Source organism: Psychroflexus aestuariivivens (assembly GCF_004010055.1).
Lineage (GTDB): Bacteria > Bacteroidota > Bacteroidia > Flavobacteriales > Flavobacteriaceae > Psychroflexus > Psychroflexus aestuariivivens.
On the sequence record NZ_RQVT01000018.1, the window covers coordinates 186,570 to 199,654 of the forward strand.

Sequence of the window (13,085 nt, forward strand, 5' to 3'; positions counted from 1 at the left end):
TGTTTTTGGATTTATCTAAAACTAAAACATTTCACTTAACTTTGAAATGATAAATTCAATATTATGAAAACATTTAATTGGGGCATTTTAGGTTTGGGAAAAATTGCACACACTTTTGCTGAAGATTTACTTCAAGCTCAAGATGCTAAACTTTATGCAGTTGCTTCACGAACCAAAGATAAAGCTGATACTTTTGCACATAAATTTAATGCTGAAAAGGCTTTCGGTAACTACGACGAATTGATTAATGATCCAAAAGTAGATGTGATTTACATCGCTACGCCTCATGCGTTTCATTTTGAAATTGCCATGCAATGTTTGAAAGCAAAAAAACATATTTTATGTGAAAAACCCATGTGTTTGAACGCTAAGCAAACCCTTGAATTAATTGAAGAAGCCAAGTCGCAAAACTGCTTTTTGATGGAAGGCATTTGGACTCGTTTTATACCAGCAACAATAATGTTGTTAGATTTGTTGAAAAGTAATAGAATCGGCAAACTTATTTCAGTTGAAGCCGATTTTGGTTTTGTATCAGAATTTGACTCCAGCAGCAGATTGTTTAATAAATCACTGGGCGGTGGTTCTTTATTAGATATCGGAATTTATCCAGTTTTTTTGAGTTTGTTGTGTTGCGGAATACCAACTGAAATAAAAGCCATGGCAAGAAAAACTTCAACTGATGTTGATAGTTTTTGCAGTATGCTATTGGGTTTTTCTAAAGGTGAAAAAGCAATTTTAAAGTCTAGTTTTGAATGTGAAACTCCAACTGAGGCTATTATTTACGGCAGCAAGGGCAGTATCAAATTACACTCACGTTTTCATCATTCGGAATGCATAGAAATCTTTGATGAGAATCTAGATTCGGTTGAAAAAATTCAACTTCCATACAAAGGCAATGGCTATATTCATGAAATTGAAGAAGTGAATTCTTGTATAGGTAATTCAAAAACTGAAAGTGATTTACTACCACTTGATTTCAGTTTACAACTCGCAAAAGTTTTGGATCGCATAAAAACAGATATTGATTTGACTTATTGAGGTTTTTAAAGTTTCTGTTTTCTACCAATTATAAAATATAAAATTGCTCCTAAAAAACTACCGAATAAGACAACTAATACCCAAACATTTTTATTATTTCCATTAAACTCATTCCTAAGAATATCAATTAGCGCAATAATTGTTGGTAAAATAAAAATAAATATCGTTATTAATATTATAATAAGTTGCCAAGGTCCTATCATTGCTAAAATCATCTTTTATTTTGTTTTAAATTATCTCTTAGTTTAATCAGCATTAATGCCAGCTTATGAATAGCATTTCATTATAATTCTAAATATTTTTAGAATTACGAATATAAGCATAGTTTCAAACTTTCATTTTTTTATTTCAATTTAAAGAAGTTTTCTATGAATTGAAATAAATATTATAATTTAGAGTATTTTTAAAATTAAAAGAGGGGTTTAGTTTATTTAATGCTATTTATTTTATATTTACCCCTAAATAAAATAGGGGGTGTTTTGAATTGATTTAAAATAAAAGTATTATGAAAATAGGAATTCCAGTTGAATTGAAAAATAATGAAAGCCGCGTTTCGATAACTCCAGCTGGTGTTTTTGAACTCAATAAAAATAATCATGAAGTCTATATTCAAAATAACGCAGGTTTAGCAAGTGGATTTTCTGACCAAGACTACAAAGAAGCTGGTGGTCTTATTCTACCAGATATTGCTTCCATTTACGAAGTCGCAGAAATGATAGTGAAAGTGAAAGAACCTGTAGAATCTGAATATAAACTTATCCGACCTAAACAAATTATATTCACTTATTTTCATTTTGCATCCAGCAAAAAATTAACACAAGCTATGATCGATTCCAAATCGGTTTGCATCGCTTACGAAACTGTTCAAGATGAGGATGGCAGTTTGCCTCTTTTAACACCAATGTCGGAAGTTGCAGGACGAATGGCGACTCAACAGGGTGCAAAATATTTAGAAAAACCAATTAGAGGTAAAGGAATTTTACTTGGTGGTGTGCCTGGTGTGCCACCTGGAAAAGTTCTGGTTTTAGGTGCTGGAGTTGTTGGAATTCAAGCTGCAAAAATGGCTGCCGGATTGGGTGCACATGTAACGATTTTAGATGTCAATTTGAAGCGATTGCGTTATGTCAACGATATTATGCCAAGTCATGTTGTAACCGAATTTTCTAATGAATACAACATTCGTAAACACATAAAAAATTCAGATTTGATTATTGGGGCGGTCTTAATAGCTGGTGCAAAAGCGCCAAAATTGATTACCGAAGATATGTTGGAAGAAATGGCGCCTGGAACTGTTATGGTTGACGTCGCAGTTGATCAAGGTGGTTGTTTTGAAACGACTATGCCAACCACTCATCAAAATCCAACTTATGTGGTGAATGATATTTTGCATTACTGTGTGACCAATATGCCAGGTGCGGTACCGTACACATCAACGCTGGCTTTGACCAATGTTACGTTTCCTTACGTATTGCAAATAGCAGATTTAGGCTGGCAAAAAGCATGTAAGAATAATAAATCTTTGAATAAAGGTTTGAGCATCGACCAAGGTAAGGTCATTTGTCCTGAAGTTAAAAAAGCCTTTGATTATTGAGATTTAAGAATTCTGGGTGAGTTCAATAAATAAACTTTCAAGATTTTTGTTTTTACGATTCAGAGAAATAATTTTTAGACCTTTGTCATGCGCAAAATCGAACACATCAGGACGCATATCTTTTGTGGTATTGAAGGTTAATTCATATCGAAAACCTTCTGGGTTTTTAATATTTGTAATGCGATCGATTTCCTTCAAAGCGACCTCTTCAATTCTATAGTTGAATTCAACTTCTATGACTTGTTGCTGTTCTTGGTTGAGGTCTTTCAAATACTTGTCCGAAACTATTTTCCCTTTGTTTATAATAATCACACGATCACAAATCGCTTCTACTTCTTGCATGATATGTGTTGAAAGCAAAATGGTTTTATCTTGACTAATAGATTTGATTAATTCACGAATTTCTATCAATTGATTGGGGTCGAGTCCAGTGGTTGGTTCATCTAAAATTAGCACTTCAGGATCGTGGAGTAGGGCAGCAGCCAAACCAACGCGCTGGCGATAACCCTTGGATAATTGCTCTATTTTTTTGTTGGCTTCAGGCGTAAGTTTGGTTTGATGAATCACGGTCTCGATGCGAGTTTTATCTACATTAAAAATTCTAGCATGAAATTCTAAATATTCACGCACATACATTTCCAAATAAATAGGATTATGTTCTGGCAAATACCCAATTTGTTTTTGAATATCTGTTTTGGATTCCGAAAGTTGAATGCCATTGATTTTAGCATCTCCAGAAGTTGGAGAAATAAAACCGGTTAAAATTTTCATCAAAGTAGATTTTCCGGCACCATTTGGCCCCAACAAACCTACAATTTCTCCAGTGTTAACAGAAAAATTGATGCCGTCTAAAGCCAATTGAGAATGGTATTTTTTACTGATATGTTGAACTTCAATGGACATAAATTAATTTTAAATCAAAAATACAAATTATATTTTGCATCTATTTCCCAATATTCTGCGCTTGTAAAATTCTTAACTCTTTTTTGAATCTGAAATTGTATATATTTGTAGGTATTCAACTATAAAAAAATTATGGAAATACAAAGAACTATAGATCTTCTAACTGAATTCAGGAAAAATACCGATAGTTCTAAAAACAGAAAATATGCAGAAAATTTTATTCGTATTTTGAATGAATTGAACTCAATGCAAATTGATGAATTAGAAAGTAGAAGACTGAATTCTGAACTCAAACTTATTCAACAGAATTTTGAAATTGAAAGTGAGAATGTAAATGTTAAAAGTGAATTGAAAAAATTTGTAAAATTTTTAAAATCCGAATTTTCAATGACAACGCCTTGGTATTACACCTATGTCGGCGCATCAATTGGTTTAGTAATTACTGTATTTTTTGGATTTATTTCTATGGTTGGAGGCGCTGTAATCGGTGGACTTATCGGTTATTTTTTAGATGAAAAAGCCAAAAAAGAAGGACGGAAATTGAAAACAGACTTAAGCGAATTTTACTTCTGAAAAGTAAATAAGCGGTTTTAAAATAGTTTTCAAATTCAATTTTTGATTTCTTTACATACAAACCAAAATACATTAAAGGTCTCATATAAACTGCTTTCAAAAATTTCACCTGGTAATGTTATAATTGAATGAAAGAATAAACAAACTCAAACAACTCACATGAAAATATTCAAGACTATATTCAAATGGATTTTATATGTCTTGTTGATTCCTGTTTTATATTTTGTAATTTCTTTGATTCTGACAGCGATTACTGTAGATAGAAATGAAATTGAAGAGACCCCGACCCAAACAATTTATTTATCAACAAACGGTATTCATCTAGATATTGTCATTCCTAAAGAAAACATCGATTCAAGTTTACTAAAGAATCTTGTTCACAAAAGCCAAGATGAATATTTTGCATTTGGTTGGGGCGACGAAAATTTTTATCTCAACACGCCTTCTTGGAGCGACTTGAGTTTCAAAACAGCATTTAATGCCACCTTTTTAAAAACTTCAACATTAGTTCATGTAACGCGATATAAAATAGAGAACAAAGATTGGGTTGAAATTAAAATCACAGAATCTGAGTTAAACAAGCTGTGCGCATATATACTTAAAGCTTTCGCTTTAAATAGTAAAGGGGAAAAAGTGCTAATTGAAAATATTGGATACACAACAACGGATGATTTTTATAAAGCAAAAGGAAGTTATTCACTTTTTAAAACCTCAAATTCATGGGTGAATACTGGATTTAAAAAAAGTGGATTGAAATCTTGTCTATGGACACCTTTTGATTTTGGCTTGATTAATAAGTATAGATAATTCGAGCTATTTTTTAAAAAAATCACTAATTTTAGCACAGAGAGAAGATAGTTGACAGTTTCTTCTTAACGAAACTCAATTCAAAACAAAAATCAATCATGAAACATATTTGTCTTCTATTTCCGCTCTTATGCATGTTTGCTATTTCTTGTAAGGAAGAAAGCAAAACCACATATTTCTCTGCCAAATTAGGGTATGAAAATGAAAAAGTAGAGCTTGTCCCTATTGATTCCTACTTTACAGGATTGAATAAGTTAGAAGAATTTTACATCACTGAATCAGATAGTACTGGGTTTTTTAATTTTGAACTAGAGAATTTCAGCTCAGGGTTTTATCAAGTATTATTAAATAATTATCCTATTTTAAATTATGACATTTACTTAGAACCAAACGATTCAATTTATGTTGAACAATCTTCTTGGCAAGACGAGCCATATTTTGAAATAACTGGAAGAGGTTCTGAAAAACTTCAATATCTTTTAGATGATTATCAGTTATTTAAAGGCACAAAAGAATTTTACAAAAGATTGAAAAGCGATGAGTTTTCGGATGAAATGGATTACAAAAAATTCATTGACAGCATTTTCAAACCAAGATTCAAAAATCTTTCAGAATCCGAGATCAACAAAACAAATTTAGGGATTCAGTTCAGGAAATTTCTTACAATTCAACGTGCTGATTTTTTACTTCGTCATTTAAGATTTCGAAATTATTATATGGAAGATGAATTTAGCTATCATTTACCTGAAGAAAAATATATTGGTTTCTTGGATAGTATAAATATGAAAGAGGATTTTTTAAATGTGAAACAAACATTTGAGTTCGCTGAAAACTATCTCATTTATAAATCAGAAAAGGAATTAGATGAAAATCCTAATTTAGAAAACAAGCCAGAAAACTTGAATTTGAAATGGAAATATATTACTGAACAAGAACCTTCATATTGGAATGATGCTTTGGCAATTAGTACCATCAACAGTTTTTCTTTTGGTATGCTAGAAGATAATTTTTTCAATGACTTTTCAAATTACAAATCAAAATTAGATTCGCTGTTTTATGATGAAAAAAATAAAAAACTCTTTCACTTAAATGCAGAACCTTTTTTAAAATTAGCACCTGGAGAACAAGCACCTAATTTTGCATTGCCAGACGCCGATGGAAAAATTCACCGTTTAAGTGATTACAAAGGAAAAATTGTATATATTGATTTTTGGGGAACCTGGTGTGGACCATGTATTGCTGAAATTCCAGCAAGTTTGGTTTTGCATGAAAAATACAAAGATGAACCGATTGTGTTTTTAAATGTAGCTTTAGAAGGTGGTAAGAAAGAAATTGAAGAATGGAGAGAGTTTATTGCAGGAGAAACTCCTTACGCTCAAAAAATATTAGATGGCAAAACATATACGGGCGTCCATTTGTTAGCTGAAGACCAATTTATAAATGAAGAAATCACTGATTATCTAATTAATTTTGCGCCAACTTACGTACTTGTTGACCAAAATGGGAAATTAGTAAACGCTCGTGCACCAAGACCCAAGAAAATAGAGGAAGACATTAATTTACTTTTGAGTAAAATGAAGTAAAGCAATGAATGAATAATATCAATTTTGGCTTATTATTTCAGAAAAATCTTCGATAAACTTATTTTGACAAACATTAAATTCCAAAGCAGAACTCATTTCAGAATTCACAAAAATTAAAAGCATGCAAAAAGCCTTTGAAATGCTACAGATAAAGTTAATTTTGTATATATGAAAAATGACAAAGCTTTAAAAAATTGGCTACAAGCCATGAATTTAAATCACCCATTGGTGATTGCTGGACCATGCAGTGCAGAAACAGAATCCCAAATCTTGACCATCGCTCATCAACTCAAAGATTCTGACGCTACTGTGATGCGTGCTGGAATTTGGAAACCGAGAACACGTCCAGGAAACTTCGAGGGCGTCGGCGCAATAGGTCTCAATTGGCTTCAAAAAGCTAAAAAGGAAACCGGTCTGATGATTGCCACAGAAGTTGCCAATAAAAATCATGTCGACTTAGCTTTGGCGGCCGATGTTGATATTCTTTGGATTGGCGCAAGAAGTACGGTCAGTCCATTTATTGTTCAGGAAATTGCAGATGCCCTGAAAGGTACAGACAAAATCGTTTTGGTCAAAAATCCCGTCAATCCTGATTTAGCATTGTGGCTTGGTGGTGTAGAGCGTTTATACAATGCGAATATCAAAAATTTGGGCGTAATTCATCGTGGTTTTTCAACTTACGAAAAAGCCAAATACAGAAACAACCCTGAATGGCAAATCGCCATCGATTTGCAGAACCAATTTCCAGATTTACCAATTTTAGTCGATCCGTCTCACATTTCAGGAAACCGAGATTTGGTGTTTGATATTTGCCAAACTGCACTAGATTTAAATTATGATGGTATGATCGTGGAAACTCATCACAAGCCAGATGAAGCTTGGAGCGATGCAGCTCAGCAAATTACGCCAGAAAGTCTAAAGCAAATGACGGTAGATTTACGGATCAGAAAAACTGAAGGCGCTGCAGAATTTCAGGAGAAATTAGAAGTTTTGCGTTCAAAAATAGATGTTGTTGATCGTCAAATGATTGAATTTCTAGGGAAACGCATGAAAATCGTCGATGATATCGGTGTTTTGAAAAAAGAAAATAATGTCGCTATCTTGCAACCTGAACGTTGGAACAAAGTTTTACAAAGTTTAATCATGGAAGGCGAAAAAAATCAATTATCCAAAGATTTTGTTTCTAGATTGACCAAAGCAATGCATGAAGAATCTATTCAGCACCAACATCAAATTATCAGTAAAAATTAAATAGATTTTATGAAAGGAGTGGTGTACAAATCTACAGGAAGTTGGTATTTAGTCAAGGGTGAAGACGGTGAAATGTACCAATCCAGAATCAAAGGAAAATTCAGAATTCAAGGTATTAAAAGCACCAATCCTGTAGCTGTTGGCGATCATGTCGAAATCGATACTGAAACCAAAGGCGATGAAACCATTGGCATTATCAAAGAAATTCATAATCGCAGAAATCACATTATACGGCGTTCGGTGAATTTATCCAAACAAACTCATATCATCGCAGCCAATATTGATATTGCCTTTTTGCTGATTACGTATAACAATCCACCGACCAGCACCACCTTCATCGATCGGTTTTTGGTCACTGCTGAAGCTTACCAAATTCCCGTTATTTTGTTATTCAACAAGGTTGATGCCTATAACATGGAAGAATTTGCAGAGATGAAATTCTTGGCAGAATTATACAGAAATATCGGTTACGAATGCATCGGTATTTCAGCTGAAACTGGGAAAAATATCGATGAGGTTAAAGCTAAAATGACAAATAAAGTCAGTGTATTTGCTGGTCATAGTGGCGTGGGGAAATCAACTTTGGTCAATGCGCTAGAGCCAGGTTTAGATATCAAAACTGCAGAAATTTCTGACCAACATCGTCAAGGACAGCACACCACAACTTTTGCAAGAATGCACGATTTGAGCTTTGATGCTCAAATCATCGATACACCAGGAATCCGTGGATTTGGTGTTGTGGACATTGATAAATATGAATTGGACAATTATTTTCCAGAATTTTTCAAGCTCAAACATAAATGTAAATTCAATAATTGTATTCACGTAGATGAACCTAAATGTGCTGTTAAAGAAGCTTTAGAAAATGATGAAATTGCTTTCTCCAGATATAAAAGTTACTTACAAATTATGGAAGGCGATGAAGACGAATCATACAGAAAAGACCCATTTCAAGAATCTAAATAATATGCGAGCAGTTTTACAAAGAGTTGATCGAGCTTCAGTAAAAGTTGATTTCGAAATTACAGGAAAAATCAATCAAGGTCTTTTAATCTTATTAGGTATAGAATCTGAAGATCGGCAAGAAGATATTGATTGGCTGGTCAAAAAAATTGTTAATATGAGGATTTTCCCTGATGAAAATTCTAAAATGAATTCCAGCTTGCTAGACATTAAAGGTGAGGCTTTGGTGGTTAGTCAATTTACTTTGCATGCATCTACTAAAAAAGGCAATCGGCCAAGTTTCACGAAAGCTGCAGCTCCAGATTTTGCCAGAACTATGTATGAACAATTTATTTCTAAACTACAAGAAAATATAACAACTGGTGTGCAAACAGGTAAATTTGGTGGCGATATGTCTGTAGAATTAGTTAATAATGGCCCAGTGACAATTAACATAGATTCAAAAGATAAAGTTTGAAAATTCTTGTTAATAAAACCTAAATTTTTATATTTTTGAAAAAAAATATTATGAAAAAACTACTTGTCCTAACTTTCCTATTAGGTTATATTTCTTTTTCTCAGGGTGATGCTAAGGAACTCGTTGCTTCTATCGGTTTAATGGATAATGCCAACTCATTGGTTTTGAATCATGAAACAGTGATTGAAATAACATCTTATGATGATATGCGAATTACTGAAAGTAAAGAAATTTTAGTATTGAACAAGAAAGGTTTTTCTGACATTGGAGCTTTTGAACCTTACGATGCAGTTACTAAAGTTAAAAATATTGAAGCCATTATCTACGATTCGAATGGGAATGAAATAGAAAAATTTAAGAAAAGACATTTTAAAGATGTTTCTGCAGTGTCTAACGGTACAATGTATTCGGATAGTCGAGTTTATTATTTAGATTATACGCCAATCAAATATCCTATAAAAGTTAAATATTCAAGTGAAATTAAAACTAAAAACACGGCATTTATTCGATCTTTTAGACCAATTTCAAATTATTATCAATCTGTAAAATCTTACAGTTTTAAAATAATAAACACATCAGACTCGGAACTACGTATTCATAAGAATGAGTATGTAACGGAAGATGTGAGTGAAGACATAAAGTCCAATCCAAAAACTTTCACCTTCACCGCAAAAAACTTAAAAGCAATTCAAACTGAGCCTTACAGCCCGTCTTTAGAAAATTTTACTCCAAAAATAATGTTTGCTTTATCTAAATTTGAATTAGAAGGTGTGACAGGTGAAGCTACCAACTGGTCAAGTTTTGGGCAATGGCAAAATGAAAACTTATTGAGTGGGGTCAATAATTTGCCAGAATCTACGATTAAAACTATTCAAGATCTTGTGGCCAATTTAGAAACTGTAGAAGATAAAGCCAGATTAGTGTACGAATATGTGCAAAACAATACCAGATACATCAGCCTTCAGATAGGAATTGGTGGTTGGAAACCCATATCAGCTGAAATGGTTGATGACACCCAATATGGAGATTGCAAAGGTCTCACCAATTATACAAAATCCCTACTCGAAGCGGTTGGCATTCCATCTAATTATTGCGTCGTGCAGTCAGGTTCAGAGATTTCAGATTTAGAAGCCGATTTTGCATCAATGCAAGGAGATCACGTCATTCTCAATATTCCTCAAGACAACAGTGAAGGCTACTGGATGGAATGCACAGATCAAAAAATACCTTTCAATTTTTTAGGAAGTTTTACCGATAATCGTAATGTTTTAGCAATAGGAAATCAAGGCAGCGAAATTATAAAAACACCAGCTTATATCGAAGACGACAATCATCAATCTACTTACGCCAAAATAGATATTTCAGGTATTGATATAATAGCAGAAGTCGAAATTGTAACAAAAGGAACTCAATACCAATCGCATTATTTTCTAGCCGATGCCGATGATAAACGCATCCAGAAACATTACAATAATTATTGGTCACACCTAAAAAGATTGAATTTGAAACAATACCAATTCAATAACAATAAAAAAGAAGTTCAATTTTCTGAAAATTTAAATATCGAGGTTCAAAATTATATTAAACAATACGGAAACGATTTGATTTTTGAAGTGAATCCATTCAATAAGATTTCTTTTAACCTTTCAAATTCTAAAGAACGCGAAAATCCATTTTTGGTCTCAAGAGGATTCGTAGTTGAAGATGTTTTTGAATTTCATATTGGAGAAATGACTGTAGAAACCATTCCAGAAGATATTATCTTAGAAAGTAAATTTGGAATCTATAAACTCAATTTTCAAATAAAAGATAACACATTCCTTGTCAAGCGATACATCAAACTAAATAAAAATAATTACGAAAAATCTGACTATTCAAACTTTGTAGAATTTACCAAACAAATAGAAACTTATGACCAAATCAAAGCCAGCTTTAAATCTTAAAAAAATGACCAGTAAAATTTTATTCTTAATTTGTTTAGTTAGTACTTGTATTGGGTTTTCGCAACCACAAGAATTGGAAGATATTACAGTTGAGATGCTCAAATCTACGCAAAGTGAAATCGACTCTACGGCTTCAGCAGAAGTTTTATATGAAAAGGGAAAGATTTCATTTATATTAGATGATCTTGGTTGGAGATATGTTTTTGAAATGCATCGAAGAATAAAAATTTTCAATAAAGATGGTTATGATCAAGCCAATATCGAAATTCCGTATTATGTAGGAGAATCTAATTCAGCCAAAGAAAATATTAAAAGAATAAAGGCTTACACCTATTATTTAGAAAATGATAAAATTGAAGACGAAAAAGTAAGAAATAAAGATATTTACGATCTAGAATTGAGTGAACTTGTAGAAGCTAAAAAATTCACATTTCCAAAAATTCAAGACGGTGTAATTATTGATTACAGCTTTATTATTGAATCTCCACACATCAGAAACTTACCTAAGTGGTCTTTTCAATCGAAAATACCAACAAGATATTCAGAATATGCAACCGTTATTCCTACTGAATATTTGAACTACCGATCTCAGTCACGAGGATTTTACAGAATAGAGACGACTACGGAAGAGTTAGATATTTCATTACAGACTATGAATGGCGGCGTACAAACTAAGAGTATACGCACAAGAAATTATACAAGAAATCTGCCGGGTATTGAGCCAGAGAATCATGTTAATAACATTTCTAATTACACCACAGCAGTAAGTTATGAATTGTCTTCTTATCGCTCTGGAGGTCAGTATGATATTGAATACTTATCTTCAAGTTGGAAAGATGTAATTAAAAATTTGAAAGAATCTGAAACTTTTTCAAAAGAATTGCAACGTACTAATTATTTTGAAGAAGATTTAGCCAATGTTTTGGAGGGAGCAAGTTCACAAATGGATAAAATAAATCGTATTTTGAATTTTGTAAAATCTAAAATGAAATGGAACGAAGAAAATAGGCGATTTTGTAGTGACAAACTCAAGCGAGTTTATGACGATGGAGTTGGAAATTCTGCAGATATAAATATTATGTTGACTGCAATGTTAAGACATGCAAATTTGAATGCCAATCCTGTTGTTTCTAGTACAATATCAAATGGAATTCCTTTCTTTCCAACAGTTTCAGGATTCAACTATGTGCTTAGCGGTGTAACTGTAGATGGACAATATTATTTATTAGATGCCACTGATAATTTTTCTAGTTTGAATTTATTGCCAACGCGAACGATGAATTGGCAAGGAATAGAATTGACTCCTGACAGCAGTAGAGATATAAGACTTGTACCAGAAAAGGCATCCAAAGTAAATTTCAATGTGTTTGCAAAAATCAATAAAGATGGGATGCTTTCTGGCCAATGTCGCGTGTATTATTTCGATCAGTTTGCACTTAATGCTAGAAACGCCTTTAGTAAGACTTCTGAAGAAAAAGTTAAAGAAGCTTATGAGAAACAATATAAAGTTAATAATGTACATGATTTCAGTCAGGATAATTTAGAATCCTTGAATAAACCACTAGTCCAAACCTTTAAATTTGGTGAAACTGAAGGTTTTGTAGAGAAAATTGGTGAGAAACTCTATATTTCTCCACTTGTTTTCTTAAAATCTGAAAATAATCCATTTAAAGCCAAGGAACGCAATTATCCAATAGATTATACATTTCCAAAAAGCTATAAATTTAGATTGAATATTGACTTGCCAGAAGGTTATGAAGTAGATTATGTACCTGAAAAAAATATTTTCAATTTCTCTGATGAAATGTTGAGTTTCACTTACATTATCAATGCCGCGAATGGAAAACTAGTCATAGATGTTACAAAAGACATTAATGTGGCAATAATTCCAACTCAATACTACACAAATTTAAGAGAATATTATATTTCAATGTTAGACAAAGAAAACGAAAAAGTAGTTTTAGTAAAACAGTAAT

The 13,085-nt window shown here is 32.5% G+C and carries 12 protein-coding genes; 10 read left to right on the forward strand and 2 right to left on the reverse strand.

The annotated features are described in order from the left end of the window. The first annotated feature begins 63 nt into the window (after nucleotides 1-63). Nucleotides 64-1,038, forward strand: coding sequence for a Gfo/Idh/MocA family protein (locus tag EIG86_RS03740; protein WP_127844804.1), 975 nt, complete (start codon nucleotides 64-66; stop codon nucleotides 1,036-1,038). 5 nt (nucleotides 1,039-1,043) lie between these two features. On the opposite strand, the gene EIG86_RS03745 is transcribed toward EIG86_RS03740, so the two are convergent. Beyond that, entirely contained in the window at nucleotides 1,044-1,253 is a 210-nt protein-coding gene (locus EIG86_RS03745; RefSeq protein WP_127844805.1) for a PLD nuclease N-terminal domain-containing protein, read from the reverse strand. Between the two features lie 290 nt (nucleotides 1,254-1,543). Here EIG86_RS03745 and ald point away from each other — a divergent pair, with 290 nt between their 5' ends. After that, nucleotides 1,544-2,629 (forward strand): alanine dehydrogenase, encoded by a 1,086-nt coding sequence (gene ald / locus EIG86_RS03750; RefSeq protein ID WP_127844806.1) that lies wholly within the window; start codon nucleotides 1,544-1,546, stop codon nucleotides 2,627-2,629. A 3-nt stretch (nucleotides 2,630-2,632) separates the two neighbouring features. Here ald and gldA read toward each other — a convergent pair whose 3' ends face one another. Continuing rightward, on the reverse strand, nucleotides 2,633-3,532 hold the full coding sequence (gene gldA / locus EIG86_RS03755) for a gliding motility-associated ABC transporter ATP-binding subunit GldA (protein WP_127844807.1): 900 nt from the start codon (nucleotides 3,530-3,532) through the stop codon (nucleotides 2,633-2,635). 132 nt (nucleotides 3,533-3,664) lie between these two features. Between gldA and EIG86_RS03760 the strand changes: the two genes are divergently transcribed. From EIG86_RS03760 to EIG86_RS03795, 8 genes are all read left to right on the forward strand, one after another. Further along, nucleotides 3,665-4,105 carry a hypothetical protein gene (locus tag EIG86_RS03760; protein WP_127844808.1) on the forward strand — a complete coding sequence of 147 codons (441 nt, stop codon included), beginning with the start codon at nucleotides 3,665-3,667 and terminating at the stop codon, nucleotides 4,103-4,105. A gap of 159 nt (nucleotides 4,106-4,264) precedes the next feature. Continuing rightward, nucleotides 4,265-4,912 carry a DUF2459 domain-containing protein gene (locus EIG86_RS03765; protein ID WP_127844809.1) on the forward strand — a complete coding sequence of 216 codons (648 nt, stop codon included), beginning with the start codon at nucleotides 4,265-4,267 and terminating at the stop codon, nucleotides 4,910-4,912. Between the two features lie 98 nt (nucleotides 4,913-5,010). Continuing rightward, entirely contained in the window at nucleotides 5,011-6,495 is a 1,485-nt protein-coding gene (locus EIG86_RS03770; protein ID WP_127844810.1) for a TlpA family protein disulfide reductase, read from the forward strand. A gap of 168 nt (nucleotides 6,496-6,663) precedes the next feature. Next, on the forward strand, nucleotides 6,664-7,746 hold the full coding sequence (locus tag EIG86_RS03775; RefSeq protein ID WP_127844811.1) for a chorismate mutase: 1,083 nt from the start codon (nucleotides 6,664-6,666) through the stop codon (nucleotides 7,744-7,746). Between the two features lie 9 nt (nucleotides 7,747-7,755). Further along, nucleotides 7,756-8,712, forward strand: coding sequence for a ribosome small subunit-dependent GTPase A (gene rsgA, locus EIG86_RS03780; RefSeq protein WP_127844812.1), 957 nt, complete (start codon nucleotides 7,756-7,758; stop codon nucleotides 8,710-8,712). A gap of 1 nt (nucleotide 8,713) precedes the next feature. Then, entirely contained in the window at nucleotides 8,714-9,166 is a 453-nt protein-coding gene (dtd, locus tag EIG86_RS03785; RefSeq protein WP_127844813.1) for a D-aminoacyl-tRNA deacylase, read from the forward strand. A gap of 50 nt (nucleotides 9,167-9,216) precedes the next feature. Next, on the forward strand, nucleotides 9,217-11,109 hold the full coding sequence (locus tag EIG86_RS03790) for a DUF3857 domain-containing protein (RefSeq protein ID WP_127844814.1): 1,893 nt from the start codon (nucleotides 9,217-9,219) through the stop codon (nucleotides 11,107-11,109). Then, nucleotides 11,078-13,084, forward strand: coding sequence for a DUF3857 domain-containing protein (locus EIG86_RS03795; RefSeq protein ID WP_240032172.1), 2,007 nt, complete (start codon nucleotides 11,078-11,080; stop codon nucleotides 13,082-13,084). The genes EIG86_RS03790 and EIG86_RS03795 overlap by 32 nt, the downstream gene beginning before the upstream one ends. The last annotated feature ends 1 nt before the right edge of the window (nucleotide 13,085 follow it).

Coding starts and splice junctions, on each gene's coding strand:
- EIG86_RS03740 (WP_127844804.1), top strand. CDS start 64: ATGAAAACATTTAATTGGGGCATTTTAGGTTTGGGAAAAATTGCACAC.
- EIG86_RS03745 (WP_127844805.1), bottom strand. CDS start 1,253: ATGATTTTAGCAATGATAGGACCTTGGCAACTTATTATAATATTAATA.
- ald (WP_127844806.1), top strand. CDS start 1,544: ATGAAAATAGGAATTCCAGTTGAATTGAAAAATAATGAAAGCCGCGTT.
- gldA (WP_127844807.1), bottom strand. CDS start 3,532: ATGTCCATTGAAGTTCAACATATCAGTAAAAAATACCATTCTCAATTG.
- EIG86_RS03760 (WP_127844808.1), top strand. CDS start 3,665: ATGGAAATACAAAGAACTATAGATCTTCTAACTGAATTCAGGAAAAAT.
- EIG86_RS03765 (WP_127844809.1), top strand. CDS start 4,265: ATGAAAATATTCAAGACTATATTCAAATGGATTTTATATGTCTTGTTG.
- EIG86_RS03770 (WP_127844810.1), top strand. CDS start 5,011: ATGAAACATATTTGTCTTCTATTTCCGCTCTTATGCATGTTTGCTATT.
- EIG86_RS03775 (WP_127844811.1), top strand. CDS start 6,664: ATGAAAAATGACAAAGCTTTAAAAAATTGGCTACAAGCCATGAATTTA.
- rsgA (WP_127844812.1), top strand. CDS start 7,756: ATGAAAGGAGTGGTGTACAAATCTACAGGAAGTTGGTATTTAGTCAAG.
- dtd (WP_127844813.1), top strand. CDS start 8,714: ATGCGAGCAGTTTTACAAAGAGTTGATCGAGCTTCAGTAAAAGTTGAT.
- EIG86_RS03790 (WP_127844814.1), top strand. CDS start 9,217: ATGAAAAAACTACTTGTCCTAACTTTCCTATTAGGTTATATTTCTTTT.
- EIG86_RS03795 (WP_240032172.1), top strand. CDS start 11,078: ATGACCAAATCAAAGCCAGCTTTAAATCTTAAAAAAATGACCAGTAAA.